42 protein-coding genes and 1 tRNA gene are annotated in these 23,083 nt (G+C 67.0%); 41 read left to right on the top strand and 2 right to left on the bottom strand.

What is annotated here, in order from left to right; translation table 11 throughout:
- Positions 1–11: 11 nt before the first annotated feature.
- Positions 12–1,514 (top strand): recombinase family protein, encoded by a 1,503-nt coding sequence (locus NBRGI_RS45405; RefSeq protein ID WP_051728006.1) that lies wholly within the window; start codon positions 12–14, stop codon positions 1,512–1,514.
- A gap of 821 nt (positions 1,515–2,335) precedes the next feature.
- On the opposite strand, the gene NBRGI_RS24515 is transcribed toward NBRGI_RS45405, so the two are convergent.
- The gene (locus NBRGI_RS24515) at positions 2,336–2,713 is read right to left on the bottom strand and encodes a helix-turn-helix domain-containing protein (RefSeq protein ID WP_029899569.1); all 378 of its coding nucleotides are present in this window, start codon (positions 2,711–2,713) and stop codon (positions 2,336–2,338) included.
- Positions 2,714–2,830: 117 nt separating this feature from the next.
- On the opposite strand from NBRGI_RS24515, the gene NBRGI_RS24510 reads away from it, so the two are divergent.
- The 37 genes from NBRGI_RS24510 (at position 2,831) to NBRGI_RS48190 (ending at position 20,082) form a co-directional block, all read left to right on the top strand.
- Entirely contained in the window at positions 2,831–3,070 is a 240-nt protein-coding gene (locus NBRGI_RS24510) for a helix-turn-helix domain-containing protein (RefSeq protein WP_029899568.1), read from the top strand.
- Entirely contained in the window at positions 3,067–3,216 is a 150-nt protein-coding gene (locus NBRGI_RS48205; protein WP_158439921.1) for a hypothetical protein, read from the top strand. The genes NBRGI_RS24510 and NBRGI_RS48205 overlap by 4 nt, the downstream gene beginning before the upstream one ends.
- Positions 3,217–3,254: 38 nt before the next feature.
- Positions 3,255–3,443 (top strand): hypothetical protein, encoded by a 189-nt coding sequence (locus NBRGI_RS24500; protein ID WP_148310938.1) that lies wholly within the window; start codon positions 3,255–3,257, stop codon positions 3,441–3,443.
- Between the two features lie 79 nt (positions 3,444–3,522).
- On the top strand, positions 3,523–3,657 hold the full coding sequence (locus tag NBRGI_RS49675) for a hypothetical protein (RefSeq protein WP_268808426.1): 135 nt from the start codon (positions 3,523–3,525) through the stop codon (positions 3,655–3,657).
- Entirely contained in the window at positions 3,654–3,845 is a 192-nt protein-coding gene (locus NBRGI_RS24485; protein WP_029899566.1) for a hypothetical protein, read from the top strand. The genes NBRGI_RS49675 and NBRGI_RS24485 overlap by 4 nt, the downstream gene beginning before the upstream one ends.
- Positions 3,846–3,913: 68 nt before the next feature.
- Complete coding sequence (locus NBRGI_RS24480) at positions 3,914–4,285, top strand: hypothetical protein (RefSeq protein ID WP_148310937.1); 372 nt, start codon at positions 3,914–3,916, stop codon at positions 4,283–4,285.
- Positions 4,282–4,674 carry a hypothetical protein gene (locus NBRGI_RS24475; protein ID WP_029899564.1) on the top strand — a complete coding sequence of 131 codons (393 nt, stop codon included), beginning with the start codon at positions 4,282–4,284 and terminating at the stop codon, positions 4,672–4,674. The genes NBRGI_RS24480 and NBRGI_RS24475 overlap by 4 nt, the downstream gene beginning before the upstream one ends.
- On the top strand, positions 4,671–4,985 hold the full coding sequence (locus NBRGI_RS24470; protein WP_029899563.1) for a hypothetical protein: 315 nt from the start codon (positions 4,671–4,673) through the stop codon (positions 4,983–4,985). Before NBRGI_RS24475 ends, NBRGI_RS24470 begins: the two co-directional genes overlap by 4 nt.
- A complete protein-coding gene (locus tag NBRGI_RS44190) occupies positions 4,985–5,878 on the top strand; it encodes a WhiB family transcriptional regulator (RefSeq protein ID WP_036560609.1) in 894 nt (297 codons plus the stop codon). The genes NBRGI_RS24470 and NBRGI_RS44190 overlap by 1 nt, the downstream gene beginning before the upstream one ends.
- On the top strand, positions 5,875–6,216 hold the full coding sequence (locus NBRGI_RS24460; RefSeq protein WP_029899561.1) for a hypothetical protein: 342 nt from the start codon (positions 5,875–5,877) through the stop codon (positions 6,214–6,216). Before NBRGI_RS44190 ends, NBRGI_RS24460 begins: the two co-directional genes overlap by 4 nt.
- Positions 6,213–7,106: a PD-(D/E)XK nuclease-like domain-containing protein gene (locus NBRGI_RS24455; RefSeq protein WP_051728005.1), complete on the top strand. Its 894-nt coding sequence runs from the start codon at positions 6,213–6,215 to the stop codon at positions 7,104–7,106. The genes NBRGI_RS24460 and NBRGI_RS24455 overlap by 4 nt, the downstream gene beginning before the upstream one ends.
- The gene (locus tag NBRGI_RS45400) at positions 7,106–8,392 is read left to right on the top strand and encodes a recombinase RecT (protein ID WP_051728004.1); all 1,287 of its coding nucleotides are present in this window, start codon (positions 7,106–7,108) and stop codon (positions 8,390–8,392) included. The genes NBRGI_RS24455 and NBRGI_RS45400 overlap by 1 nt, the downstream gene beginning before the upstream one ends.
- A gap of 4 nt (positions 8,393–8,396) precedes the next feature.
- The gene (locus NBRGI_RS24445) at positions 8,397–8,795 is read left to right on the top strand and encodes a hypothetical protein (protein ID WP_148310936.1); all 399 of its coding nucleotides are present in this window, start codon (positions 8,397–8,399) and stop codon (positions 8,793–8,795) included.
- Positions 8,792–9,277, top strand: coding sequence for a hypothetical protein (locus tag NBRGI_RS45395; RefSeq protein ID WP_051728003.1), 486 nt, complete (start codon positions 8,792–8,794; stop codon positions 9,275–9,277). Before NBRGI_RS24445 ends, NBRGI_RS45395 begins: the two co-directional genes overlap by 4 nt.
- A gap of 71 nt (positions 9,278–9,348) precedes the next feature.
- Positions 9,349–9,921: a hypothetical protein gene (locus NBRGI_RS24435; RefSeq protein WP_051728002.1), complete on the top strand. Its 573-nt coding sequence runs from the start codon at positions 9,349–9,351 to the stop codon at positions 9,919–9,921.
- Between the two features lie 121 nt (positions 9,922–10,042).
- The gene (locus tag NBRGI_RS24430) at positions 10,043–10,330 is read left to right on the top strand and encodes a hypothetical protein (RefSeq protein WP_029899555.1); all 288 of its coding nucleotides are present in this window, start codon (positions 10,043–10,045) and stop codon (positions 10,328–10,330) included.
- Positions 10,327–11,334 carry a DNA translocase FtsK gene (locus NBRGI_RS49955; protein WP_029899554.1) on the top strand — a complete coding sequence of 336 codons (1,008 nt, stop codon included), beginning with the start codon at positions 10,327–10,329 and terminating at the stop codon, positions 11,332–11,334. The genes NBRGI_RS24430 and NBRGI_RS49955 overlap by 4 nt, the downstream gene beginning before the upstream one ends.
- A complete protein-coding gene (locus tag NBRGI_RS24420) occupies positions 11,331–11,639 on the top strand; it encodes a hypothetical protein (RefSeq protein ID WP_029899553.1) in 309 nt (102 codons plus the stop codon). Before NBRGI_RS49955 ends, NBRGI_RS24420 begins: the two co-directional genes overlap by 4 nt.
- Complete coding sequence (locus NBRGI_RS24415; protein WP_029899552.1) at positions 11,636–12,700, top strand: phage Gp37/Gp68 family protein; 1,065 nt, start codon at positions 11,636–11,638, stop codon at positions 12,698–12,700. Before NBRGI_RS24420 ends, NBRGI_RS24415 begins: the two co-directional genes overlap by 4 nt.
- Positions 12,691–12,954, top strand: coding sequence for a hypothetical protein (locus tag NBRGI_RS24410; RefSeq protein ID WP_029899551.1), 264 nt, complete (start codon positions 12,691–12,693; stop codon positions 12,952–12,954). Before NBRGI_RS24415 ends, NBRGI_RS24410 begins: the two co-directional genes overlap by 10 nt.
- A gap of 18 nt (positions 12,955–12,972) precedes the next feature.
- Positions 12,973–13,368, top strand: a complete 396-nt coding sequence (locus NBRGI_RS24405) for a helix-turn-helix domain-containing protein (protein WP_148310935.1) — start codon at positions 12,973–12,975, stop codon at positions 13,366–13,368.
- Between the two features lie 475 nt (positions 13,369–13,843).
- Positions 13,844–14,287, top strand: coding sequence for a hypothetical protein (locus tag NBRGI_RS24400; RefSeq protein WP_029899549.1), 444 nt, complete (start codon positions 13,844–13,846; stop codon positions 14,285–14,287).
- An 11-nt stretch (positions 14,288–14,298) separates the two neighbouring features.
- Positions 14,299–14,679, top strand: a complete 381-nt coding sequence (locus NBRGI_RS24395) for a hypothetical protein (protein ID WP_029899548.1) — start codon at positions 14,299–14,301, stop codon at positions 14,677–14,679.
- Positions 14,669–15,139 carry a hypothetical protein gene (locus tag NBRGI_RS24390; protein ID WP_029899547.1) on the top strand — a complete coding sequence of 157 codons (471 nt, stop codon included), beginning with the start codon at positions 14,669–14,671 and terminating at the stop codon, positions 15,137–15,139. The genes NBRGI_RS24395 and NBRGI_RS24390 overlap by 11 nt, the downstream gene beginning before the upstream one ends.
- On the top strand, positions 15,136–15,354 hold the full coding sequence (locus tag NBRGI_RS24385) for a hypothetical protein (protein WP_029899546.1): 219 nt from the start codon (positions 15,136–15,138) through the stop codon (positions 15,352–15,354). Before NBRGI_RS24390 ends, NBRGI_RS24385 begins: the two co-directional genes overlap by 4 nt.
- On the top strand, positions 15,344–15,694 hold the full coding sequence (locus tag NBRGI_RS24380; RefSeq protein WP_029899545.1) for a hypothetical protein: 351 nt from the start codon (positions 15,344–15,346) through the stop codon (positions 15,692–15,694). Before NBRGI_RS24385 ends, NBRGI_RS24380 begins: the two co-directional genes overlap by 11 nt.
- A complete protein-coding gene (locus NBRGI_RS48200; protein WP_158439919.1) occupies positions 15,691–15,858 on the top strand; it encodes a hypothetical protein in 168 nt (55 codons plus the stop codon). The genes NBRGI_RS24380 and NBRGI_RS48200 overlap by 4 nt, the downstream gene beginning before the upstream one ends.
- A 276-nt stretch (positions 15,859–16,134) precedes the next feature.
- Positions 16,135–16,725, top strand: a complete 591-nt coding sequence (locus NBRGI_RS24365; RefSeq protein ID WP_235211089.1) for a RusA family crossover junction endodeoxyribonuclease — start codon at positions 16,135–16,137, stop codon at positions 16,723–16,725.
- Entirely contained in the window at positions 16,722–16,961 is a 240-nt protein-coding gene (locus tag NBRGI_RS24360) for a hypothetical protein (RefSeq protein WP_029899542.1), read from the top strand. The genes NBRGI_RS24365 and NBRGI_RS24360 overlap by 4 nt, the downstream gene beginning before the upstream one ends.
- Before the next feature lie 259 nt (positions 16,962–17,220).
- Positions 17,221–17,997 (top strand): hypothetical protein, encoded by a 777-nt coding sequence (locus NBRGI_RS49220; RefSeq protein ID WP_051728001.1) that lies wholly within the window; start codon positions 17,221–17,223, stop codon positions 17,995–17,997.
- Positions 17,994–18,461 (top strand): hypothetical protein, encoded by a 468-nt coding sequence (locus tag NBRGI_RS24345; RefSeq protein WP_029899540.1) that lies wholly within the window; start codon positions 17,994–17,996, stop codon positions 18,459–18,461. The genes NBRGI_RS49220 and NBRGI_RS24345 overlap by 4 nt, the downstream gene beginning before the upstream one ends.
- On the top strand, positions 18,458–18,766 hold the full coding sequence (locus NBRGI_RS24340) for a hypothetical protein (protein ID WP_029899539.1): 309 nt from the start codon (positions 18,458–18,460) through the stop codon (positions 18,764–18,766). The genes NBRGI_RS24345 and NBRGI_RS24340 overlap by 4 nt, the downstream gene beginning before the upstream one ends.
- Positions 18,763–18,957: a hypothetical protein gene (locus NBRGI_RS24335; RefSeq protein ID WP_029899538.1), complete on the top strand. Its 195-nt coding sequence runs from the start codon at positions 18,763–18,765 to the stop codon at positions 18,955–18,957. The genes NBRGI_RS24340 and NBRGI_RS24335 overlap by 4 nt, the downstream gene beginning before the upstream one ends.
- A gap of 92 nt (positions 18,958–19,049) precedes the next feature.
- Positions 19,050–19,124 (top strand) — tRNA-Met (locus NBRGI_RS24330).
- A gap of 242 nt (positions 19,125–19,366) precedes the next feature.
- On the top strand, positions 19,367–19,606 hold the full coding sequence (locus tag NBRGI_RS24320) for an Acb2/Tad1 domain-containing protein (RefSeq protein ID WP_081878217.1): 240 nt from the start codon (positions 19,367–19,369) through the stop codon (positions 19,604–19,606).
- Between the two features lie 141 nt (positions 19,607–19,747).
- Positions 19,748–19,918, top strand: a complete 171-nt coding sequence (locus NBRGI_RS48195; protein ID WP_158439917.1) for a hypothetical protein — start codon at positions 19,748–19,750, stop codon at positions 19,916–19,918.
- Entirely contained in the window at positions 19,918–20,082 is a 165-nt protein-coding gene (locus NBRGI_RS48190) for a hypothetical protein (RefSeq protein WP_158439915.1), read from the top strand. Before NBRGI_RS48195 ends, NBRGI_RS48190 begins: the two co-directional genes overlap by 1 nt.
- Before the next feature lie 266 nt (positions 20,083–20,348).
- Here NBRGI_RS48190 and NBRGI_RS48185 read toward each other — a convergent pair whose 3' ends face one another.
- A complete protein-coding gene (locus tag NBRGI_RS48185; protein WP_158439913.1) occupies positions 20,349–20,522 on the bottom strand; it encodes a hypothetical protein in 174 nt (57 codons plus the stop codon).
- Between the two features lie 8 nt (positions 20,523–20,530).
- On the opposite strand from NBRGI_RS48185, the gene NBRGI_RS46585 reads away from it, so the two are divergent.
- The 3 genes from NBRGI_RS46585 to NBRGI_RS24280 all read left to right on the top strand — a co-directional run bounded on the left by NBRGI_RS46585 (position 20,531) and on the right by NBRGI_RS24280 (position 23,080).
- On the top strand, positions 20,531–20,824 hold the full coding sequence (locus NBRGI_RS46585; protein WP_081878216.1) for an HNH endonuclease: 294 nt from the start codon (positions 20,531–20,533) through the stop codon (positions 20,822–20,824).
- 116 nt (positions 20,825–20,940) lie between these two features.
- On the top strand, positions 20,941–21,312 hold the full coding sequence (locus NBRGI_RS24285; RefSeq protein WP_029899535.1) for a hypothetical protein: 372 nt from the start codon (positions 20,941–20,943) through the stop codon (positions 21,310–21,312).
- The gene (locus NBRGI_RS24280; RefSeq protein ID WP_029899534.1) at positions 21,296–23,080 is read left to right on the top strand and encodes a hypothetical protein; all 1,785 of its coding nucleotides are present in this window, start codon (positions 21,296–21,298) and stop codon (positions 23,078–23,080) included. Before NBRGI_RS24285 ends, NBRGI_RS24280 begins: the two co-directional genes overlap by 17 nt.
- The last annotated feature ends 3 nt before the right edge of the window (positions 23,081–23,083 follow it).

Here is a 23,083-nt window from a genome sequence, read left to right as displayed (position 1 = left end):
AAACTTCCTGCATGACCCTTGCACGCCGGTCGGCCGCCGCGAAAGCCCGCATCATCACCGGAGCCGTGATTTACGCCCGCGTATCGAAGGACGACGCGGGCGGGCGGTCGTGCCGAGAACAGATCAACGGCTGCACCGAGGACTGCAAGTACGAGGAATGGCAGGTTCTGCACGTCCTTGAGGACAACGACCGCGGCGCGTCGAGGCACTCGAAGCGTGAGCGGCCGGACTTCCAGCGGCTGCCCACTGTGCTGAAGCCAGGGCAGGTTCTGGTGGTGTGGGAGCCGTCGCGCATCACCCGCGACCCGGTCGAGTTCGGACCGTTCTGCGACGTGCTCGCCGAGCGTGACGTGCCGTTGTACTACGACGGCCGTCTCTACGACATGAACGACGACGACGATCGTGCGCGGGTGTGGCAAGACATCCTCGACGGGGCGAAGCAGGCGGGCAAGACCCGCAAGCGCGTCATCCGCGCATTGTCCGCCAACCAGGATGCGCGTTTGCCGCACGGCAAGAAGTCGCCCGGATTGCGCATCGTGCGCGACGACCGAACCGGCAAACCGGTACGGCGCGAGATCGATCCGGTGCAGGCGCGCATTCTCAACGAGGCCGCGCGGCTGATCCTCGACGAGAACAAGACACCGCGTGCGGTGGGCAGGCTGTTCGAAGACCAGTGGAGGGCGAGCGGTGGTGGCGCGTTCCGCGGCCCGGACGTGAAGCGCATCCTCACGAACCCCACGCTGTTCGGCATCTATGCCCACTACGGCGAGGAACTGGGCGAGGGGCAGTGGCCGGCGGTGCTGGACCGGGAGCTGTATCCGTTGTTGCGGCGGCGCCTGTGCAGTGAGGTGGTCGTCGAGACGCGCGGCACCGAGCCGAAGTATCTGCTCACCAGCATCGCGCGGTGCAATTCGTGTCTGGAGTTGGGGAAGCAAGGAAAGATCGACCACAAAGGGCCGACGAACAAACAGCGTCACGGTGACCGGTACATATGCGCGGAGTACAACCACGTTGCTCGGAACATGGTCCGGGTGGATGCGCACGTGGAAGAGGTGTTGCTGTCGCTGCTCGAGCGGCCGTCGACTCGGACGAAGCTGCTCGCGCAAGACGAGTCGGAGACGGAGTCGATCGAGTCCGAGTTGTCCGCGATCAAGAACCTGCGCGAGGAGATCAACGCGTACGTGAAAAATGCGGCCCGGACGCGGATGTCGGCTGAATCGGTCGCCGTCTACGTCGAGGAGTTGGAGGCGGACATCCGAGCGGCGAACGCTCGCGTCGACGCGATGACGCAGGCGGCCGACCCCGTCTTGATCGAGGCGGCACGCGAAGATATCCGGGAACTGTGGGCTTCGGACCGCTTCACCTTGCAGCGCAAGCGGGAGATCATCCGCCGCGGATTCGATGTTCGGATCGTTCCCGTCGAGCGCCGGGGAAGGTACAGCGAGGTGGGGGTGCAGGTCTATCCCGCGAGATCCCTTGCCCCGCAACAGAACCGTGCGGTTGGTTCTGTGTGAGATGCCGTGGGGTTTGCTGGCGATCACGGCGTGTCGTTCGAATGCTGGACACAGGCATTCTCGCTATCAATCAGCAGCGGGTACCGAATGTCCTGTTTAGCAATGGTTTCGCGCTCTATGGTGGCGCATGTGCGCCGAACGCCGTTGGCTTGCCAGTGATTTGCCGAACGGTCTGAGCGGTTGCTGTTGGAATATTTCGGAGGCGATCCCTCCGAACTCCTTGGACCATCGGACCTTGAGGATTACTATCGCATGAACCGGTCAGTTGATACGTGAACTACCAAGGGCCGGTTGATAACTGAAGGGTCACGACACGGTCACGCTGTGGCCGTGCGCGGGCTCAGAGCGTGTCCAGAAGTGAGGCACGCGCCCCCGCGTCCACGCGGCGACACCTGGTCGGTTACGTGTGGGAGCTTTCCGAATGCCGGATTGCCACGTGGACGCGGGAGCTCAGAAGCTGAAGGAACACCGAGCACGAGCGGGGCTAGTCGGGGCTTTGCCGCAAGCGGGCGCGGCGAATGGGAGAGCACCCGAATGGATGAACATGCGTATACCAGCGGTTCGGCAATCGATTTCAGCCTGAGCGCGATAGGGGTCGTTTTCAAGACTCCGAGAGGGAGGGTGTCGGTTCGCGACGGCCGCGCGACGATCGGGGTGATAGCCCTCGTCGGGGACCGCCCCTATGTGACCCCGCGGTGTGGCCTGAGCGATGCGGAAATGGATCTATTGCGCGAGGCAGCAGGGTGGGCGTGGGTCGATAGGCGTGGGCCGCAGTGGCGGCGAAACGCTCGAGGGCGATACGTCCAGCGAATACACGTGCCCTACGAGGCGTCGTCATCGGCCTCCGAGATTCGCAGATCTTCCTCGTCGGGCGGTCCGGCCTGCCACTTGTCGCCCCCGGCCTTCGCCAGAGAGGCGACGGATTCCGTCCCGGCGGGCTGTTCGTTCGCCGGCGGTTGGTGAGCCCTCGCCTTTCGCATGATCTCGCCAGGGTCGACGTCGAGCGCGTCGGCCATGGCGGCGAGCTGCTCGATATCGATCGCCGCCCGGGCGCGCAACATCGCCGACAGGGTGGCCTTGTGGATGCCGGTAGCACGGCTCAGATCGATTTGTTTCATCTTCCGATACCCGAGCAGCGCTCGGATCTCTGCCGCGACGGCTTCGGTGAGCCACCCCGTCTCGCGTGCATTCGTCGCCATAACCCGTCAGTTTAGGTTTCATTTGGAGACGCCAGCAACAGGACACTAGTTCGAACGAGATGTCCTCGTGACCGCTGAACGGTTGCTGATGTCTTCATATGGCGATAGAGTCGCCATATGAAGACACCGCAGACTTGGGCGGAAGAGGTCACGGCACGGGTCCGCACCGCCATTGACGATGCAGGCAAGACCGGACTACAGGTCAGCATCGAGACCGGGATACCCGACGCGACGCTGAGCCGGAAACTGCGCGCCCTATACCCCCTGTCGCTGACCGACATCGAGAAGATCGCGGACGTACTCGGCGTCACTCCCGATGAGTTCATGCCCCCCAAGCAAGTTCGAGCAGCGTCATGACGATCGATTCGGATTGGCTGAAGCAGCAGCTCGACCGCTTCGGGCCCGACGACATGGACGAGGTCGTGCTCTTGATACGCGGCTACGGCCGCGCCGACCGCGAGCAGGCGCGCCGTGAAGCGGCCGTTGTTCGGGGTGCGGCGTGAGCGCCGGTGGCCGCGCCAAGAGGCGTGAGAACCAGCACGTGAGCCAGTACGAGAGCCATCGCCCGGTGTCGGACTACGACATCGAAATGTTCGCCCGCGCATTCGGGTTCGAGTCGCCGAGGCATTTCGACGACGTGCTCGCGGGCCGCGCGCCATCGGCGTTGCGCGACGGGCGGATGAACGACCGCAGTGCCCGCCGCTGGGCCGAGAGGTCGGGACGGTCATGATCGCGCTCGCCGCCCTGATCATCCTCGGCATGCTCGGTGCCGGTGGGCTCGCCGCCCTTCTCGCCGACGGAGGCCGACCGTGAAAACCCCTGGGCTGCATTGGCATCGGCCGCACAGCGGACTCGTGCACGACCTGCTCGTCGTGGTGCTGATCATGCTCGGCATCGCCGCGTGGATCGTGCTGATGACCTTGATCAGCGGGGCCGCGATATGAGCGGCTGGCTGTTCCTGATCGTCGCGTTCGGCTCGTGGACCGCCGCCGGGTTCGTCCTCGGCGTGATGTTCATGAGCGGGCGACTGCGGCCCGCCCCCTATTCGTCCCCTGGCAGTGACCAGGAGACCACGACGCCCGGCACGGGTGAGTCCGACCTCGCGCCGGGCGTCGCGTCCAACACCCCTTGAACCCAACACGCACCGCCGAGGGCCTAACTCGGCGGTGCGCTCTACAACACAGCACAGGAGCATATCCGATGAGTTCATTCCTCGCTCAGACCACACAATTGCACGAGCACACCGTGTTCGGCGTGGTCTGGGATGCCGACCACAACCAGCACCTGATGCGGCTCAGTCCGGCCGCACAGTTGTACCTGACTACCCCCGACGCGCGGGCGCTGTACATCTCGCTCGGCGTGAGCCTCGCCTCGCGTGGTGCGATTGCCCCGCCGGCCGATCTGGCGGGCCGCCTCGAGGTGCTGGCCCGCATGCTGCGCTGGGCGAACCAGGCCGAGTTCGCCGACCAGGTCGAGGAGATCCTCGCCGCGTTCGCGCCCGTCGCCGCCGACGGCCCGGCACCGACGTGCCCGCTGCCCGTGGCCGCCGCGCTGGACGGGGCCGACCGATGATCGAGATCAAGCACCGCGATCTCGACAGGGCTGTGTCGAGGGCCATCTCGAGCTACATGAACGGGCTTGCGCCCTCACTGCCTCCGTTGTGGTGGACGCAGTACGCCAAGGATTACCGGGATTGGAGCCTGCACGGCCTCGCCGAGGACGGCGACCCCGATGCGGTCGCGGCGTGGGCGGCAGAACTCAACCTGACTCGGGTGTCCGACCCGGTCAGCCCCGGGCTTGTCGAGTATTCCGGCGAGTGCTCGGCACGGAACATCACGGAAGTCGTGGTGTGGTGCGTCGCCGACCGAGATGCGTACGAGGCGAGCGTCGCCGAGGTCAAAGCTGCGGCCGCGGAATACAGGGCGGCGCGCGCCGCCGCTGACGAAGGGGCTCAGCGATGAGCGACGCCCTGACCGAGACCGAGCAGTGGTATGCGATCCGGCTGCCCGACGGGCGATTGCACAACGATGACCCCGGCTGGCCGGGAGCGGGCACGCGCGTACTGGTGACGAGCGAGGGTGTGTGCCTGGCGTGGTCGGCGCTCTATGCGGCCGAGGCGACCTTGCGGAACCTGCGTGGCGATGCCGAAAACCTCGGGGTAGCAAGGGCATTCGAGGCAGCTCGGATCGTGACGTTCACCTCGACAACGATCGTCGTCGAAACCGAGACCGTCGGCCCGGTCGAGCTCGCCGACGCGGTGGGGGTGGGCTGATGGTCCTCCAGAACAACACCGTCGAGAAGGTCGACGAGATCGACCCGGAGACAGAGGCCCGTGCGCGCCGCGAGATCGCGCGCCGCGCAACAGATCCCGACGACGAGTCCCGGCTACTCGCGATGCTCGGCCTCGGCGAGAGCGCGTCGAAACGCTTCGGCTGTTTCGTGTGCGGTGGGCCGCTGCCGCTGACCGCGCTCTCGGCGAAAACGGGAATGGCCGGATGCTGTAGCGCGGCATGCAAACGGCAGCGCAACAACCCCGATGCAGTGTCCGCTGCACCGGCGAGCCCGGCGAGAACGGCACCCGCTGAGGTAACGGCGGGTGCCGGAGGCGAGGGGCCAGATCCCCTCAGTTGGCGCATGGGTGCTGATTGCGCGGACCCTGCGTTCGATCCGGAAACCTGGTTTCCCGTCGGTACGAGTCCCCGTGCGGCCGACGCAGCGCGCGACATCTGCCGGGACTGCCCCGTTCTCGAGGCGTGCGGCGCCGAGGCTGCCCGGCACGGCTTGACGCATGGCGTGTGGGCGGGTCATCACCTCGACCGTAGCGCCGAGCGGAAAGCATTGTGGGAGAAGTATTCCGGGCCGCAAGTCGAAGAGGCTCCGAAGAAGCGGCTGGAGTGCCCGCAATGCGGGCACGAGTTCACCGAGCGCCCCGGGCGGGATCGATGCCAGCCGTGCACCCGGGGCATGGTGCCTGCCGATGCATCACGGGAGCACATCGAACGGTTGTGCGCGTTGCGCGCGCGCCGCCAGGACATCGCGGATGCTGCCGGTCTACCCCTGGCGGTGATCCGGGATATCCGGGGCGGCTATACGCGGCACGTCTGGCCCGAGGTCGAACAGGCCATCTGCACCGTCACCGGTATCGGATCGGCGGTGCCCGCGTGAGCGTCGATCCGCACCTGCATTTCGTGGCGATCACCGGCACCGCCGATTCCCCGAAGATCGAGTTCACCTGCCGAGGTGACCGCGATGCGGAGTGCCACAGCTTCCCGGATTGCGAATGCGAGGTCTGGACACGCGGCGACCACGAGCACCCGTTCGTACTACACGAAAAATGCTGGATGGCGTCGTTTTTCGATAACGCCGGTTGGGGCGCGATCGATCCGATGCCCGAGATGCTCGCCGAGTCGGAGATCACCCCCGGCGTGGCAGGCCCGATCAGCACCCACTTCAACGGCGAGTACATCGAATGGGAATTCGTCGACGGGCCGGTGCTGGCGTGAACGACATCTGCGACGTGACCGACCTCGACCGCGAGGCGTGCTGGCACTGCGCGCCCGAACCGGCACCGGCGCCGGAGCCCGGTTTGTACTACGGGTACGACGAGGGCGACTACCACGGTGATTTGACCGCGCTGTCGTGCTCGGGGGCGAAAAAGCTCGTCGACACGGTGCCCGAACAGTGGTGGTACGACTGGACGCACCCTGTCGTGCACGAGGTCAACGAGACCATGGAGTTCGGCAGCGCGGTGCACTCGCTGACCCTCGGTGTCGGTGCGCCCGTGGTCGAGATCCATGCCGACAACTGGAACCGCAAGGCCGAGCAGGAATTGCGGCGCAAGCACCGCGCCGCCGGTGAGATCCCCTTGCTGTCCAAGAAGTACCGCCACGCGGTCGCCATGGCCGATCAGGTGCGCCTGCACCCGGTCATCGGGCCGCGGCTCGAGGTGAGCGACCGCGAGGTGTCGGGCTGGTTCCTCGACCCAGAGACCCGCATCCGCCGGCGGTTCCGTGTGGATGCCCTCTACATCTCGCCGTCGTCGGGCAAGGCGCTCGCGTTCGACGTGAAGACCTGCGAGCTCGCCGACCCGCGCACTTTCTCGGCCGACATCCGCAAATTCCATTACCACCAGCAAGACGATTGGTACGTCGAGGGCCTGGCCGAGAACGACGTCGACGCCGATTTCCTGCTCGTCGCGGTCGGCCGCCGACCGCCGCACCTGGTGTCGATCAACCGCGTGCCCCGCGAGTTCCTTGCGCTCGGTCGCGACCGTAACCGGCGCGCCATCGACACCTTTGCCCGCTGCCGCGACGCCGACGACTGGCCCGGCTACGGCAACGACATTCACGAAATCTCCCAGCCTGCATGGGTTTACCGAGAGGACCACGCCTGATGACCACCACCGAAATCGCTGTTGCCGAGCAATCCGCACCGCCGGTGACCCGGGCCGCCGTGCGGTCGGAGATCGCGCTCGCACCCGACCAAACCAAGTTCACCCCGCAGCAGGTAGCCGCGCTGCGTCAGCTCGGCATCGAGGACGCCTCCGAGGGCGACTTGCAGGTGTTCCATCACGTCTGCCAGACCACCGGGCTCGACCCGTTCCGCAAGCAGATCTACATGATCGGCCGCCGGACCAAGGTGAAGTACTGGGACGAAAGCCAGCGTCGCCAGGTCGAGGACTGGGTGATGAAGTGGACCATCCAAACGGGCATCGATGGATTCCGCCGCAACGGTCGCGAGGCAGCCAAACGCGAGGGCGAAGTCATCCGCGTCGACGGCCCGTATTGGAAGGCCGCCGACGGAGGGGACTGGCAAGACGTCTGGCTTGATCCCAAGAACCCGCCTGCCGCAGCGAAGTTCACGATCTTCCGGGGTGGCGAGGCGCACGTCGGTGTGGCGATGTACTCGGAATTCGTCCAGACCAACGCCGACGGTTCACCAAACTCGATGTGGCGCAAGATGCCCGCCAACCAGACCGCCAAATGCGCCGAGGCGCAGGCGTGGCGGCGCGCGTACCCCGACGACTTCGCCGGCGTCCAACTCGAAGACGCTGTACAGGCGATCAACCCCGACGGGTCGCCGGTCGCGCCGGTGCACGCCACCGCCGAGCGGGTGAACGCTGCCGATGTCCTCGCCGAAGGCAGGCAGACCGACCCCGCCCCGGCCGCCGACGAGGACACCATGTCCTCGCTCGCCGAGCAACGCCGCCTCGGCGCGCAGCTCGACCGGCACGGCCGCCGCACCGTCGACGAGAAACTTGCTTGGCTGTCCAAGCGGCTCGGCCGGATGATCGGCACTGCCGCCGATCTGACCGGCGTCGAGGCCCGCACCGTCGCCAACGAACTCGCCGCGATGGTGCCCGGCGCGCTCGACGAGCCCGCCTCGAATGAGGGCGCAAAACCAGACACTGCGCAGGTAGACGCCGCGCCAGGATGGTGGGCCGACGCCGCCCAGATGCTCGACCAGCTCGGCGCGGACACCGACGACAAGAAGATTCTCTTCCTGCGCACCTTCCTCAAGCGCGACGACATCCCCGGCCCGCACGCGCTCACTGACGCCGAAGCCGCTGACGTCCTCGCCGAACTCAGCGTGCTGATCGCCGACGAGGCGCAGAGCAACGCCCGAGACACCGTCGCCGAAGCCCTCGGCCCCACTAGCGTCCCGAATGCGGGGGAGTGAGACCGTGCCGATCACCACGCCAGCACAACTCGATCTCGCCCGCCGGGTGAGCGAGCATGTGCACGCCCACCCTGCGCAGCACGACCAAACGATTTTCTACCGCGACGACGCAGGCGCTGGCGGTACGGCCGGATGTATCGCCGGGTGGACCGCCGTGCTCGACGGCGCGCAACCGATCTTCGCAGAGCTGGGCAGTTGCCTCGCGTTCGAAGTGTCGACACCGGGCGGTGACCGCCTCATCGCCGAGTATGCCCGGAAGGCGCTCGGTCTCACCGCCGACGAGGCCCGCGAATTGTTCACGCCCGACCAACTCGACTCGTCAGCGCGTGAGTATCTCGATGAGTTGATCGAGGACGCCGTGCGATCCGGCGTCGTCACGGCGAACGCAGGTGTCCGGGTATGAGCGCACCTCTGGTCTTCCTCGACAACGCAAGTCCGCTTCGTCGCGCGTGCCCGCATTGCGGGACGGGCTTCACGGTCAAGTTCGCCAGCGAGCGCAAAAAGTTCTGCGGCTACAGCTGCTCGGTGAAGTCGCGACCATCCCGACCAGATGAGCGCAACGCGAACTGGCGCGGCGGCAAATCGAAGCATCCGCTCTACGACACCTACCTCGACATGATCGGGCGCTGTTTGCGCACAACTCATCACGCGTACGTGCGATACGGCGGTCGCGGAATCGAGGTGTGCCAGCGGTGGCGGGATGACTTCTGGAACTTCGTCGCCGACATGGGCGAGCGACCCGCGGGCCGCAGCCTCGATCGCGTCGACAACGACGGGCCGTACTCGCCCGATAACTGCCGCTGGGCGACGACCAGCGAGCAGGCGCGCAATCGCCGCCCGGCTTATCTCGGGCGTACCCGCAACACGAAAGGCCAGTTCAAATGAGCGCGCCCCTTTGCTTTCTTGATTGCGAAACCACCGGCCTGCATACGGATCGGCGCGCGTGGGAAGTCGCCATGATTCGGCGTGACGACGGCGTCGGTGACCGATCGGTCCTCATTCAGGTGAGCGACGTAGACCTGTCCGGGGCCGAGTTGATCGGGCTGCGGATCGGCCGCTTCCACCAGCGGCACGAGTGCTACGCCGACGGATGGAACAGGGCGAAGGCTGCACCGGACGACTCGCTCCGCTTGCTCCCTGAAGCTGAGGCCGCCCGGCTGGTCGAACAGTGGACCCGCGATGCCCATATCGTCGGCGCTGTACCGAATTTCGACACCGAGGTGTTGGCGGCGATGCTGCGCCGACACGGGCTGTGCCCGGCGTGGCATTACCACCTGATCGACGTCGAGACCCTGGCGGTCGGGTGGCGGTATGGGCTCGCCGCACATGGGCATTCGAGCCTCGCATGCATGGACGCGCCCATCGATTGCGACGTGGACTCGATGCCGCTCACTCTGCCCTGGAAATCCGACGTGCTGTCGCGAGCCTGCGGTGTCGAGCCGCCGACCGACGAGGAGCGGCACACCGCGATGGGTGACGCCCAGTGGGCGATGCGCCTGTACGACCAGATCACCGGCGGTGCGCGATGAGCTGCCCTCGCGGTTGCCCCGCGGGCGAGTGCTACTGCGCCGAAATGACCTATCGCGAGGCGAACGACATGTGCGCCGGTTGTGGTGCTCATGACGGCGACTGCTACTGCGGGGAGGACTGATGAGCGACGCCGAGAACCACCGCGCCGCCGCCGAAAGCGTCCTGAGCAAGCTCCGGCACCCGTACGGCAGCGAGCAGGCGATCCCGATCGCCAGCGAGGCCACCGCCCGGGTACTGCTCGCCATCGAGGCCCGCCTCGGCGAACTGGTCGACGAGCAGCGCAAGGCGAATGTGCTCGCCGCCTATGAGTCGCGAGTCATCAAGGACGACAGCGAGTTCCGGCAGGCCGAGCACATCGTGCGTGCGGTGCTCGGACTCTCCAACACCCCCGAAGGCCAACCCGAATGAGCACCTCTATCGCCATCTCTATCACCGTCGGCACCGCCGACCTACGTCACGCCCTGACCGCAGTCATCGTGCACGCCTGCACTGAAGACGAAATGCCGAGCGTGCACCGCGTGCGGCTCGCGGTCGATACCGAGAACATCACGGTCACCGCGACCGACCGGTTCACTGCCGGTCTGGCGATCGTGTCGATCTGGCACGGCGAGGACATCGAAGGCTGCGCGGTGGACCTTCTGCCCGACGACGTGAAGAAGATCCTCGCGATCTTCAAGGCGGGCAAGGACAGCGGCGCCGATGAACCCGACTACATGCTGCGCTTGGACATCGCGCCCGAGCACGTCACCGTCACCGACTGTTCCGGCATGCTCGACGGCCGCGCCCTGAAGGTCCCGCGGCTACCCGCCGATACCGGCATCCTGTGCGTGGTCCCGAAACTGATTGCCGAGCAACACGGTTCCGGCCCGACGCTGCTCGCCGACATGGTGGTTGGGGGCGAGTTCCTCGCCCGCTTCAAGGCCGCGGCCAACGCCTACGGCGAGCCGCTCGAGATCGAGGCGCACGTCGCCTCTCGCGGATTGTTGATGCGCTGCGGGGAATCGTTCCTCGGCATGCTGATGCCCCGCATCCGTCCCGCGGATGACCTTCGCGCCCGTGACTGGGCGCAGGGATGGGATCGGCGCCTACCCGAAATCGTCGCCGCGGCAACCGCCTTGCACGAGCCGGACCCGCCCGCCGGCCCCGAGTCCGACCCCGAACACGAGCTGTTCATGCAAGCGGTCGATCTGGTGGTGTCGACGCAGATCGCCTCGGTGTCGATGGTGCAGCGCAAACTTCGCCTCGGCTTCGCCAAGGCGAACCGGCTGATCGACGAGATGGACGGGCGCGGCATCGTCGGTCCCCGAAACATCAACGGCCGCCGCGATGTCCTCGTGCCCGCCGAGAGCCTGCCGAGCCTGCTAGCCGATCTGCTGGCCACCCGTGACAGCGACAGCGAGGCGGGCCAATGAATCCGTTCAAGCGACGCAGGCGCGGGCCGATCCCCATCACGAAGACGTACCAGCGTCCCGGCCCGGAAGCCGATCGGCTCGAAGATGACCTGTACACCTATGCCGGTATCCGGATTCTGATCTCCCGAGATCCGGACCGGCCGGGCACGATTCAGAATTTCGTCAAGGTCGACGACCGCGCCCCGTGCCTGGCCGTCGCTGCGCAGGCCCTGCGCGGCATCGCCGCCGAGTTCGAGCAGATACACGCCACGCAGGGATGCAACGCCCGCCGCCCGGCCGACCTGCGAGAGCCGGGGCAGTTATGACGGCGATCGAATGGACCGAGGAGACCTGGAACCCCACCACCGGCTGCACGCGCATCAGCGAGGGCTGTGACCACTGCTACATCGAGCGGACACCGCCGATGCGCATGGCGCACAGGCGATTCGACGGGCCGCAGATCGGTGCGTCGACCGGCGTCCTGCTGCATCCCGACCGGCTCGGCAAGCCACTGCGCTGGCGGTCGCCGCGCCGCGTGTTCGTCAACAGCATGTCGGACCTGTTCCACGAGGACGTACCCGACGGCTACATCGCGCGGGTCTGGGAAGTGATGGCGCAGGCGCCACAGCACACGTTCCAGACCCTCACCAAGCGGCCCGCGCGGATGCGGTCGTGGTTGAAGCGCTGGCACGACAACACCGGCGACGAGACCGTGAAGGGCGCGCCGCTGCCGCGCGGACCGGAAGCCGTTCGCGCCGTGTACAGCTCGCCACGGGCGCGGCTGTTCGCCGACATGCTCGACAGCATGGGCGAGCCGCCCGAGGGCGCGGCATACCCGTTGTACGACTGGATGGAGGGCCCGCGCTGGTTTCCCCGGCCGCTGCCGAACGTCTGGCTCGGCGTCTCGGTCGAGTCGCAGCGCTGGGCCGACATCCGCATTCCGCAGCTGCTCGACACTCCCGCCGCAGTGCGGTGGATCAGCGCCGAACCGCTGCTCGGGCCGGTCGATATCAGGCGCTCGCACTGCCCAACACATGACTTCCCGGGTGGGATGTGTACGTTCTCGTGCCCAGATCGACGGCGTGTGGATTGGGTAGTTGCTGGGGGCGAGACCGGCCCGGGTGCCCGCCCGATGCATCCCGATTGGGCGCGCTCGCTGCGTGACCAATGCTGCCAGGCCGGTGTGCCGTTCTTCTTCAAACAGTGGGGCGACTGGGCTCCCGTGGGCGTGGGCATGGGCATCTTCCGGCATCCGGAGAAGCTGGTCGGCCCACCGCTGGACGACATGGGCTTCCGGCAGATCATGCGCCGTGTCGGCAAGAAGGCTGCCGGGCGCGAACTCGACGGCCGCACGTGGGACGAATATCCGGGGGTCGTATGCCCCTAGTCCATCGCATCCGCAGCGAGAAGATCGCCGAGTTGCGCGAGCTGGCGGCCCGGACGCTCGCCGAGACCCACGAGCCCGGCTGGCCGTACGACGGGGGCGGTCCGGGTGTCTGGTCCGCCAACGTCGAGGCGTTGCTCGGTGGCCGGGCTGGGGCCTATTGCGGCGCAGTGCATCCCGATCTGTTGATCACGCTGCTCGACGAGCTCGAGCGGCTGCGTAAGGAGGTGCCCGGGTGGCACAGAGGCCAGGAGTAGGGCAGTTGGAGGTGTGCCGTGCATGCGAGTCCGGACAACGACGGCGCACCGGTACATGCCGGGTTACGGGGGGTGGATCGGTTCGAGTGGGAACGCATCGTGCGCCGGGCGCGCATCCCGTCGAGTACGAAATATCTGGCGTTGATGCTGTCGACGTACGCGAATCCGGACGGCACGCGGGTCGAGCCGGGGGTCGATCGGCTCGAGATCGTCATGCAGGTGTCGCGGCGGACGGTCTTACGCGCGCTCTCCGATCTGCGGGAGCTGGGGTTGATCCAGAGGGTCAAGCAAGGCAATCGGCACGCCAAGCAAAGCGACAGCTACCGGTTGACGGTGCCGTTGGACATGCCGTATTCGCCCGACATCGCGCTGTTGGACCCGGACGAGACGGAATTGTCTGGGGGTCATGGGTGACACCTGGACTTGTGCCCGCCGGACCCTGTCCAGGTAGCCCAGATGGCACCTGGAGTTATCCACAAGGGGCGTGTCTAGGTGCCATTCACAACACTCAGACATGGACGGCCCGAGGAAGTCTATGTGCCATCTGGGCAGAGTCTAGGTGCCATTTCGAACAAGTCTATGTGCCACCTGAGCACCTCCACCATTACATACCAACCATTACCAACCCAGAGACGTACCCGGCTGTAGAACGCAACTCACGACCGCGCGCGAACACGGGCCACACCCGCCGCGGCACTCGCCGCGCCTCGCTGCCGATGCACCGGCCGCGCCGCGGCGCAGCACACACCACATCGCGCCTCCCCAAGCCGTCGGCCGCCGTGTCTCCCGGCCCGCAAACCAGTTACCCAGCGAACGCCAGGAACACCCATGCCTGAGCCCACAGTCGCCGAGCAGCTCGCCGCGATCACCGACCGGGACGAGCTCGACCATGGTTGAGCTCACCGCCGACCAACGCGACCTGATGCGCCGCGTCGCACACAAGCTCGGCCCCTGCCTCGCCAGCCCCGATGCCGAGATCGACTGTCTGCGCACGAGCCACGTCAGCGGCGGGGGAGCCGGATTCGGCTACCGGTTCGGCTCGACCGCGATCACCGGCGAATGGCACGAATGGATTCCGGTCCGCTGGGCCGGACCGAACTCCTACCGGCCCGAGGGCGAGCCCATCCAATGGCGCGCCGGCGCCCTGCTGCGGCACACCTCGATCAGCTACGAGCGGCTACACCGATGGTGCCTGAGCCTGCCCGCCGACCTGCGCGCCCGCGCCCTCACGCACTGGCGAATGCCGACCCGCGACCTCGACGCACTCGACCGGCTCACCCTCGCCGCCATCGATGCAGATGACCCACAACCCGCCCTGTTCGACCTCGCCTGAAATGCACGCTGATGACTGAAGTTTCAACCACACCGCCCGCCGAACCGACCCCACTCGAGCGCGCCCTCGCCCGAGCCTGTGAGTTCGCCATCGCACACGACGTCGCGGAACCCATCACGCCCGCCGATTTCGGTATCCAGCGCAGCGACACCGGGCTCACGACCGCAACCTACGTCGACGCAGACCACGCCGTCACCGTCACCGTCGACCGCCACGGCGAGGCCCGGATCGCCGTCGCGGAGCTGAGCTGGATTCACAACGAGGCCGACAGCGACCGCGACTGCTGCGACTTCTGCGAGTACGACCTCGACGACCTCGACAACTACGGCCCGCCGATGCACGACGTGTACCTGCCCGGCGACGCACCCGCCGAGGCGAGCCATGGCGTTTGACATCACGCCCTGCGCGCTCGGACCCATCGGTCCCGGTATACAGCTGTTCGGACGCCCGCGACGCCGCGCCGAATGCGCATGCGGAACCACAATTTCAGCCTGGGACGACGCCCAGGTTCGCGACCTGTACGCCCGGCACCTCACGATCCCGCGGCCACCGGCCGACGTGCTCGCCAAGGACGCCCCCACCCTCGCCGACGTGCGCCGGTGGCCGGACTTCTTCATCAGCGGCCCCGGCCGCGCCGTCGCCTCCCGCACGCACTGTCCGCACGACTACTACCTGACCGACTCCTGCCCGGGGTGCGACGCCGACGAGGAAGCGAACGAGCAGCCCGACTTCGCCGGGCTCGATACCGGCGCCGAGCAGCCAGCACCAGCACCCGCCATGCACTGGCCGCGGGTCACCTGCGGAATGCCCGGCTGCCCTGAACACGGCACACCGATGGACGGGCCGAGATGACGCTCGACCGGACCGGCGAACCCATCCCGCCACAGGAGACTTGCCCGTACCGCTGCCGCCGCGGCGGCTGGCTCACCCCCGAAGACGCCGACGTACAACGTCCGTGCCCGATCCATCGGCCGCGGCGCGAGCCCACCGGCACCGACTACAACCCGGCCAACATCAGCGCGCGGGCACGCGCCGCCATCGCGAGAGCCGAACGTGATGACGTCTGAACCCGCCCTGTTCGACCTTCCCGCCGGCACTCGGCCCGCTGAGCCGACCGCAGAGGAGTTGACCCGCGGGCAGAAGCGAGCACGCCTGGTCGAGCGGCGAATCGCCTGCGGTGCTCACCCGCTCGGCAACCTCGCCCTGCACCCCGAGGCCGCCCGGGGCCGCGAGGGTGACGGACTGCGCTGCGGCAGCTGCCGATTCCGCGTGCTCACCACCCACCACGGCCGTACATACCCGAAATGCATGTTCGGCGAGGGCATTCGAGTTTCGGCGTGCGAATCATCCGACATCCGTGCGTGGTGGCCCGCCTGCCGCGACTACGAACCGGAAGGACGCGTATGAACCCGTTCGAATGTGAAGCCTGTGGCGGAAGCGGCGACAGCACGGGTACGGGCTGGTGCGACGAATGCAACGGAACGGGGCTGCTCGAGATCGTGCCTGGCGGCATCGTTCCGTTCGATCCCTGCGCGGTTGACGAAATCGAGGTGGCCACCGATGGCCAGTGACCGCGACACACTGGGGCATAGCGGGGCTCGGAAGCCTTCGTGGGCTTGGTCGTCGGTCGATGACCCGGACCCGCACTACCCGAAATGCGACCGGTGCGAAGCGTTCGCGCGGTGGTCGATAGCCCGAGCTGAAGGGACTTTCGACATACGCGGGGACCTTGAGTTCATCACCCGATGGTTCGCCTGCGGTACGCACCTCAACCGAATCCTCATCGACGAGGAGTGGGAGCTCGACGTTGTGCATATCTACGACCTGACCAGACCTTCGGAGCGGGCATGAGCAACAACGAGGCGGCCAGTGACCGCGACACCCTCGCCGGGTTGATCGCCGAGCACTTCCCGGAGTACATCTCCGGACATTGCCTGTGCGGTAGTGAGGCTCCGAACCTGGCTAGCTGGTCTGCCCACGTTGCCGATGCCATGGCAACCGCTGGCGTGCGTCCGCCTGCCCAGGTGAGCGAGACCTCGCTGTTCGTGCCCGGCGACGCCGCCCCGCAGGGCAGCAAGCGGCACGTCGGCGGCGGGCGCATGGTCGAATCCTCCAAGCTCGTCGGCCCCTGGCGCGAACGCGTCGCCCTCGCCGCGCACCGCCACGGATTCCCTGTGCTCACCGGCCCGGTGTCCGTCGCGCTCGAATTCGTGCGGCCCCGGCCGGTCTCGACCCCCAAGCGGCGCACCCCGCCCGCGGTCAAGAAACCCGATCTCGACAAGCTCACCCGCGCCATCCTCGACGCCCTCACCGGCATCGCGTTCGGCGACGACGCACAGGTAACCGAGATCCTCGCCCGCAAACGCCTCGCCGAAATCGGCGAGACCCCCGGCGTATGGATCGCCGTCATTTCAACCGCCGAGGAGGTCAGCCCGTGAGCAGCAGGCAGAAACCGCGGTGGCCCGAGTTCTTCCCGCGTATGAAACAGCGGGGGCAAGGCCGGAAACGCCCGGCACGCATCGTCGTGCGGAACGTCGCCGATGGGCCGATCTGGCCGCCGGTACTCCAAATCGGCGGTTGCAGCGTCGATTTCCGCCGGGCAACCGTGACCGTGAGCACCGAGCACGGCAATCGTCAGTTCAACCGCTGGTCGGGATTCTGGGAAGAGGTGTAGCAATGGCTTGGTACGAGAATTACGAGCGCGACGTGCTCGGCCTGCCTGGCGCGGCCCGATATCAACGCACGCCAGTATCGCCGACATCACACGAACCGAATTCAGGGATTTCGGCACCAGCGTCACATATGACGCCAGTACAACCACCCCCGCCGCCGGTTCCGGTTGTCCCGGATGACAACCGGACGCTCTTCGGCGAGATGATCCGCGGATTCATCGACGGACTCACCGATTTCGTGTTCGGCCGGCGGGGGCCGCTATGAGCGGCGATCTGTTCCTGACGCGGCCCGAGATGTCCGAGCTGATGAAACAACTCAGGGCGCTACCCGGCGTCCTCGACGACCTCGCTGTCACCGTCGCCCGCCAAGGCGTACGCGGCAAGGCTGGTGTGGGCAGCCGCGGCGTGCCCGCGTCGCGCCCCCCAATCGACCTCGACGCGTTCGCCGCCCGCCAGGCCCTGCACTGGGAGCTCTACACCGCGGTGCGCGCCGTCCTCGAACAACGGCATATCGCGTACGAACCAGCCGCGGCCGCCGAACCCACCCCGCGCGCCTGGCTATCCCTCGTTTGGGTGCCCGGCGAATTCGTTGGACCGCTACAACCCGGCGCCACGCTGCCGGCGATCCCCGAGCCGCCGACCACCCTCGAACTCGCCCGCTGGCTCGATCGGCACCTGATCCCGTTCGCGATGACCGAGCACGCCCACCGGATGTATGTCGATATCCTCGCCGCGGTCCGGGGATGCCGAGACATCGTCGACCTGCCCGCCGAGGACGTCGTAGTCGTGACCGAAGCCCGGCTACGCGCCGCCAACAACAGCGTGCTCACCGCCGACCAGGTAGAACGGATCGCCGCCGGACTCGGCGATATCGGCCGCGGACTCAACCGGGACCGTGTGCGCTACCTCGCCAAACGCGGGCTCGAGGTGGCTGCCCGAGACGGCGAGACACGTTTCTACCGGCTCGGCGACGTTCTCGCCGCCCACCAGCGCACCGGACGGCGACCGAAACAAACGAGCGAAGGAGACGCAGCATGAACGAACTCATCGAGGTATCGGGCTTCCGTCTCTCTGGAGCCGAAACCGCCCGCATACTCGAAGCTGTCTCAGCGTTCGCACGGGCGCACCCGCTCGGCCCTGCCCGCTACGCGCGGCTGGCGATGCTCGCCCTGCAAAACGCGCGCCTGAATCCCTGGCAGGTCCCCGATGATCCGCTCGACGAGTGGCCCGTCGTCCCAACCGCCTATTTCGGGGCACCCGAACGCGGCCCGGCTACCGCCACCGCCGAGCGGTGCGCGCTCGCCGCCGAGCATCCGAGCCTCGCGCCACCGCTCGGCCTGCTCGAGGCCGCGCTGTTCGACCTCGCAGTCGAGAACGCGTTCCGGCGGCCGCGCGTGAGACTCTGGGGCGACGACCGGCTGAGAAACGCCTTCATGGTCGTAGGCTCCCGAGCGCACATCAACGACCCATACACCGTGCTGAAAGTGACCGGAGTGACATGACCGACAAGAGCGATTGGACGCCCACGTTCGCTCTCGACGGCCGCACCAACCTCGACCCATTGGCGCTTTACGAGACCGCGCCGGGCCGGTGGGCGCACCCGGCGCCGACGCATTGCCGCAACGGCCACGCGCTCGGCCCGAACCAAGTGACGGTCGCCTCGGCGGCGTGCCTCAACTCCCCGAACGGCTTCCACCGCACCTACTACTGCCGCACGCCAGGCTGCGGACACACTATCTACGTGCCCGCAATGGGCGAGGAGTGCGCGCACACCGAGTTCGACGGGCGATCGAAAGGAATGGCATGAGCGAAAAGCCGGAACGCCCAACCGCCGCAGAGCTCGTCGAGGCGCTGCGCGCACTCAACACGGCGGTATGGCAGGCACATACGTGGTGGGCCGCCGAGAACCCGGAGGTACGCAAGGCTAATACGTTGCTCGCGATATGGGAGTGGGCCGACAGGGTCGAGGAGCTCGATGGGCAATCGGGCCCCCGATAGGGCGAGCCCGCTTGACAAGATTTGTCCCCCCTCGCACTCTTAGGGTGCGGAAGGACTGCACCCCAGATCGGGGCGCAGTCCTTTTTCGTTGACGCGAGGTAGAGCAGCTCGGTCAGCTCGGTGCGCTCATAACGCACAGGTCGCAGGTTCAAATCCTGCCCTCGCTACGGTCGGCCCGGCGGTACGTCAACGCCTCCCCATCGAGACGGCGAAGCACTCCAACGAATCCAACGATTCCGCAATCCTCGCATCAGGTCGAGGAGAGTTCGCTGCGCGCCGCCGGCCAACCCTGGACGCCGATACTTCCGATCGAAGGAACCATCATGGCTACTCTGTCCGCCGCGCTCTCGCTCGTCCCGTGGGAACTACTCGCCAAGATCGCTATCGCGATCATCGGCGTACTCGCCGGATGACCGACAACTACAGCGACCCGGCCTCGATGAGCGACATCGACCGCCGGTTCGCCTTCCACCCCGCCGACACGGTCGAGCGGCAACTCGCTCACACCGCGGTGCGGGAACAGTGCAAGGCGCTCGCACACCAGCTCGACCGCGACCTGCCGCCCGGCCGGGAGAAGGCGCTCGCGCTCACCAACCTCGAACAAGTCATGTTCTGGGCCAACGCCGGCATTGCCCGCGCCCAGAGCTGAACCCCAGAACTTCGCAGCGCGTCACGCCGATGGATTGCCCCGGCAAAGCGGCCCACGATCCCACCGCCTCGACCTGATCCTCGAGCGGTGGAGTAGGTGCAGCTGCGCGCTGCGAACCCCTCCATCCGCCAGGGAGATTCGATGGACCTATACACCACGATCCTTGAGGCCGGCCGAGCGATATACGCGCTGCTCGGCATTCCGCTCGACGTCGACTGCGGATGGGGCGACCTTGCCGACGAATGCGCGATGTACCTGAACGCGAGCGCCGTTATGAGCGACGTCAGCCAGCCAATACTTGAGGAGACCTGATGGAGTACGCGCAAGGCGGAATCATCAAGCCCCACATGGTCGCACCCGACTCGGTACCGGTGTGGTTGCTCGACGGCGGCTGCTACCTGCCTGCCCGCGGGGCCGGGCGCCTCGGGACGAACCTCCTGAAACGCCTGAACGGCACAGCACCCAAGGAGTTCTGATGGACCTGTACGCCATCGTGCACGCGATGCTGTGCCACCCGATCGGCATCGCGCCGCAGCTGAAGGCGATCCCGTTGCGCATCCTCTTGTCGGTGCAGTGGTAAACAGACTGCCAGGCGGCGAGATACGCGCGGTCACGCTGCTCTCGATCAACCCGACCGAAGAGCAGCGCCAGGTCGCTCGCGCGTGGGGCATCGAACATTTCGCGTTCCCGCAAAGGTTCACCGTCGACACCGAGTCGAACAGTGCACGCGATGCGTAGCCGTCTACTCGACTTGGTTGATCGCCTGATCACCAAGCTTGCGCAGCGCATCGCGGACCGCATGGCCGAGCGGCAGGCCGACACACCAGCCATGACGTACCACGTCCACATCGGCGAGCACAGCGCAGGAGCGCGTCTGGCCGAGCATGTAGCCGCAGCGCGACAGCACACGCACCACTACCGCTGATGCCCTGGTCTACCGCACCCGACCGATACCGCGGAGTGTCGCGGGCAACAGCCGAACGTATTCGCAAGCGCGACAAACGAACCTGTCAGAAATGCGGCCGCGGCGGATGGGAAGTCGACCACATCACGCCGATCTCGGCCGGCGGAACCGACGAGGACTCGAACCTGTGCGTGCTGTGCCGCTCGTGCCACCAGGCCAAGACCCAAGCCGAAGCCGCGGCCGGCCGAGTTAAGCACAGCCGCAATCGCGAGCCCGAGCCACACCCCGGACGCCTACCCCGGGGTGGGGGGTGACCCTCGCCCGCCGCCGGACACGGCGGAAGGCATAGCACTTCCCGGTTTGCGTGCGCATCGCACCTGTTTTTCACCCTGGCCAACCGCCCTGGAGGCGGCGAGACCCTGGAGGTCACATGGCATCGAAACCGCCTGCGCCGAAAGGTCTCCGACCCGGGGGCCGCAAACTGTGGGGCGACATCGTCAACCGGTGGGATCTGCGTCCCGATGAGCTGCGTGTGCTGCGGGAGGCAGCGCGCGAGGTCGACCTTATCGACAGTCTCGAGGCCGCGCTCGCTCGCGACGCGATCATGATCAGGGGTTCGATGGGGCAACGGGTGGTAAACCCGCTGATCACCGAGCTGCGTCAGCACCGCGGAACTCTGGCTGCGCTGCTGCGACAGCTGAAACTGCCCGACGACGACGCCGAGCAGGCGCAGGAGAACCGTTCGACCGCGGCGCGCGCGGCGGCGAATGCCCGCTGGTCGACTCGTGGCAAGAGCGCGTAACGCCGGCCCGACCCTCATCACGACCACACTCGAGGACGAGTACCGCGAGATCATCCGGTGGTACGAGGATCTGCTCGAGACCACGGCGCCGCCGGTCGATTTGGAGTATGAGCCGGTCCGGGTCGGCCCGGTCTGGCAGTGGGAAAACGGGTGGCTGCTGCCGGAGTTCTCGCTCGGCTGGCATCGGCTCGCGTGGGCAGGGCGATGGTTGCGGGACCGCAAGGGGCAGCCGTGGCAGTGCACGCCGGAACAAGCCCGGTTCCTGCTGTGGTTCGATGCGCTCGAGCCGTCCGGCGATCTGACGTATCACTCGGCGGTGTTCCAGCGGTTGAAGGGACACGGCAAAGACCCCCTGGCGGCGGTGGTGTCGGCGAGCAGCTGCTTTGCCGATGTGACGTTCGATCACTGGGGCAGCGACGGGCGCCCGGCCGGGCGCGACGAACCCAACGCGTGGGTGCAGATCATCGCGGTCAGCCAGGAACAGACCAAGAACACGATGCGGTTGTTCCCGAGCCTCATCCCGCCGGAGACCCGACGACACTACGGAATCCAGATCGGCAAGCTGAACGTGTTCGGGCTCGGTGATACCCGCCAGATCGAGGCGGTCACGAGTTCGCCTCTGGCGATCGAGGGCGGCCGGCCCACGCTGGTGGTCCGCACCGAGACGCAGAACTGGAACAGCTCGAACGGCGGGCATGACATGGCGGGCGCGCTGGAGGGCAACGCCGCCAAGGCCGAGATGGACTCGCCTGCACGGATACTCGACATCTGCAACGCCTACCGGCCGGGTGAGGACTCGGTCGGCGAGCGTGCCCGCGAAGCGTACGAGGCGACCCTCGGCGAAGACGCGACCGCGATGGACTTCGGTGTGCTGTACGACAGCCTCGAGGCACCGCCGGCCGCGCCGCTCACCGCCGAGGACGCACCCGCGGTGGTGCACTCGATCCGCGGCGATTCGTACTGGCTCGACACCCGGCCGAACGGGCGCATCGTCAAGAGCATCCTGAACCCGGCGAACCCGCCGAGCGAGTCGCGGCGCAAGTGGTACAACCAGATCGTCGCCACGGCCGACGCATGGACGACGCCGCAGCTGTGGGACCGGCTCAGTAGCCCGCCGAGTCCGGCCCCGGCCGAGGGCGCCGAGATCTTCATGTTCCTCGACGGCTCCAAGAGCGACGACTCGACGGCCCTGATCGGCTGCTGCCTCGACACCGGCAACGTGTTCGTGGTCGGCATCTGGGAACGGCCTGCGAACCACGACAGCAAACGAGCCTGGCTCGTCGACCGCGCCGACGTCGACGGCCGAGTGCGATGGGCGTGCGCGCGCTGGGACGTCGTTGGGTTCTGGTGTGATCCGTCGGACGCCCGCGACGACGAGTCCGGCGAACTGTTCTGGGAACCGCTGTGTGACGAGTGGGCGACCATTCAGGATTGGCGGTTGCCCGCCGTGCGATCGGGCGATCGTCAGCACCCGATCGTTTGGGACATGCGTTCGCCGCGGCACGCCGCGTTGCACACCGAGCACGCCGAGCGCACGGTCACCGACATTAAAGACCAGGCTTTCCGCCACGACGGCCACAAGCGGCTACGCGCCCACGTGCACAACGCGCGGCGGCGGCCCGGCAAATACGGTGTCGGACTCGGCAAGTCGGCGCGCGGCTCGGCCCGCAAGGTCGACGCCGCGGTCGCGATGGTCGGCGCCCGGCTGATGCGCAAGGTCTGGCTACTCGCTCACCCGGAACCGTCCGGTGAGGCGATGTTCGTGTGAGAG

The organism is Nocardia brasiliensis IFM 10847, from assembly GCF_000710915.1.
Classification (GTDB): domain Bacteria; phylum Actinomycetota; class Actinomycetes; order Mycobacteriales; family Mycobacteriaceae; genus Nocardia; species Nocardia brasiliensis_A.
The sequence above is the reverse complement of the archived record's forward strand: the minus strand, read 5'-3'. Positions and strand labels throughout refer to the sequence as shown.

What these genes read in the sequence shown, in the direction of transcription:
- NBRGI_RS45405 (WP_051728006.1), top strand. Translation starts at nt 12, where the DNA reads ATGACCCTTGCACGCCGGTCGGCCGCCGCGAAAGCCCGCATCATCACC.
- NBRGI_RS24515 (WP_029899569.1), bottom strand. Translation starts at nt 2,713, where the DNA reads ATGGCGACGAATGCACGCGAGACGGGGTGGCTCACCGAAGCCGTCGCG.
- NBRGI_RS24510 (WP_029899568.1), top strand. Translation starts at nt 2,831, where the DNA reads ATGAAGACACCGCAGACTTGGGCGGAAGAGGTCACGGCACGGGTCCGC.
- NBRGI_RS48205 (WP_158439921.1), top strand. Translation starts at nt 3,067, where the DNA reads ATGACGATCGATTCGGATTGGCTGAAGCAGCAGCTCGACCGCTTCGGG.
- NBRGI_RS24485 (WP_029899566.1), top strand. Translation starts at nt 3,654, where the DNA reads ATGAGCGGCTGGCTGTTCCTGATCGTCGCGTTCGGCTCGTGGACCGCC.
- NBRGI_RS24480 (WP_148310937.1), top strand. Translation starts at nt 3,914, where the DNA reads ATGAGTTCATTCCTCGCTCAGACCACACAATTGCACGAGCACACCGTG.
- NBRGI_RS24475 (WP_029899564.1), top strand. Translation starts at nt 4,282, where the DNA reads ATGATCGAGATCAAGCACCGCGATCTCGACAGGGCTGTGTCGAGGGCC.
- NBRGI_RS24470 (WP_029899563.1), top strand. Translation starts at nt 4,671, where the DNA reads ATGAGCGACGCCCTGACCGAGACCGAGCAGTGGTATGCGATCCGGCTG.
- NBRGI_RS44190 (WP_036560609.1), top strand. Translation starts at nt 4,985, where the DNA reads ATGGTCCTCCAGAACAACACCGTCGAGAAGGTCGACGAGATCGACCCG.
- NBRGI_RS45400 (WP_051728004.1), top strand. Translation starts at nt 7,106, where the DNA reads ATGACCACCACCGAAATCGCTGTTGCCGAGCAATCCGCACCGCCGGTG.
- NBRGI_RS45395 (WP_051728003.1), top strand. Translation starts at nt 8,792, where the DNA reads ATGAGCGCACCTCTGGTCTTCCTCGACAACGCAAGTCCGCTTCGTCGC.
- NBRGI_RS24435 (WP_051728002.1), top strand. Translation starts at nt 9,349, where the DNA reads ATGATTCGGCGTGACGACGGCGTCGGTGACCGATCGGTCCTCATTCAG.
- NBRGI_RS24430 (WP_029899555.1), top strand. Translation starts at nt 10,043, where the DNA reads ATGAGCGACGCCGAGAACCACCGCGCCGCCGCCGAAAGCGTCCTGAGC.
- NBRGI_RS49955 (WP_029899554.1), top strand. Translation starts at nt 10,327, where the DNA reads ATGAGCACCTCTATCGCCATCTCTATCACCGTCGGCACCGCCGACCTA.
- NBRGI_RS24420 (WP_029899553.1), top strand. Translation starts at nt 11,331, where the DNA reads ATGAATCCGTTCAAGCGACGCAGGCGCGGGCCGATCCCCATCACGAAG.
- NBRGI_RS24415 (WP_029899552.1), top strand. Translation starts at nt 11,636, where the DNA reads ATGACGGCGATCGAATGGACCGAGGAGACCTGGAACCCCACCACCGGC.
- NBRGI_RS24410 (WP_029899551.1), top strand. Translation starts at nt 12,691, where the DNA reads ATGCCCCTAGTCCATCGCATCCGCAGCGAGAAGATCGCCGAGTTGCGC.
- NBRGI_RS24400 (WP_029899549.1), top strand. Translation starts at nt 13,844, where the DNA reads ATGGTTGAGCTCACCGCCGACCAACGCGACCTGATGCGCCGCGTCGCA.
- NBRGI_RS24395 (WP_029899548.1), top strand. Translation starts at nt 14,299, where the DNA reads ATGACTGAAGTTTCAACCACACCGCCCGCCGAACCGACCCCACTCGAG.
- NBRGI_RS24390 (WP_029899547.1), top strand. Translation starts at nt 14,669, where the DNA reads ATGGCGTTTGACATCACGCCCTGCGCGCTCGGACCCATCGGTCCCGGT.
- NBRGI_RS24385 (WP_029899546.1), top strand. Translation starts at nt 15,136, where the DNA reads ATGACGCTCGACCGGACCGGCGAACCCATCCCGCCACAGGAGACTTGC.
- NBRGI_RS24380 (WP_029899545.1), top strand. Translation starts at nt 15,344, where the DNA reads ATGACGTCTGAACCCGCCCTGTTCGACCTTCCCGCCGGCACTCGGCCC.
- NBRGI_RS48200 (WP_158439919.1), top strand. Translation starts at nt 15,691, where the DNA reads ATGAACCCGTTCGAATGTGAAGCCTGTGGCGGAAGCGGCGACAGCACG.
- NBRGI_RS24365 (WP_235211089.1), top strand. Translation starts at nt 16,135, where the DNA reads ATGAGCAACAACGAGGCGGCCAGTGACCGCGACACCCTCGCCGGGTTG.
- NBRGI_RS49220 (WP_051728001.1), top strand. Translation starts at nt 17,221, where the DNA reads ATGAGCGGCGATCTGTTCCTGACGCGGCCCGAGATGTCCGAGCTGATG.
- NBRGI_RS24345 (WP_029899540.1), top strand. Translation starts at nt 17,994, where the DNA reads ATGAACGAACTCATCGAGGTATCGGGCTTCCGTCTCTCTGGAGCCGAA.
- NBRGI_RS24340 (WP_029899539.1), top strand. Translation starts at nt 18,458, where the DNA reads ATGACCGACAAGAGCGATTGGACGCCCACGTTCGCTCTCGACGGCCGC.
- NBRGI_RS24335 (WP_029899538.1), top strand. Translation starts at nt 18,763, where the DNA reads ATGAGCGAAAAGCCGGAACGCCCAACCGCCGCAGAGCTCGTCGAGGCG.
- NBRGI_RS24320 (WP_081878217.1), top strand. Translation starts at nt 19,367, where the DNA reads ATGACCGACAACTACAGCGACCCGGCCTCGATGAGCGACATCGACCGC.
- NBRGI_RS48195 (WP_158439917.1), top strand. Translation starts at nt 19,748, where the DNA reads ATGGACCTATACACCACGATCCTTGAGGCCGGCCGAGCGATATACGCG.
- NBRGI_RS48190 (WP_158439915.1), top strand. Translation starts at nt 19,918, where the DNA reads ATGGAGTACGCGCAAGGCGGAATCATCAAGCCCCACATGGTCGCACCC.
- NBRGI_RS46585 (WP_081878216.1), top strand. Translation starts at nt 20,531, where the DNA reads ATGCCCTGGTCTACCGCACCCGACCGATACCGCGGAGTGTCGCGGGCA.
- NBRGI_RS24285 (WP_029899535.1), top strand. Translation starts at nt 20,941, where the DNA reads ATGGCATCGAAACCGCCTGCGCCGAAAGGTCTCCGACCCGGGGGCCGC.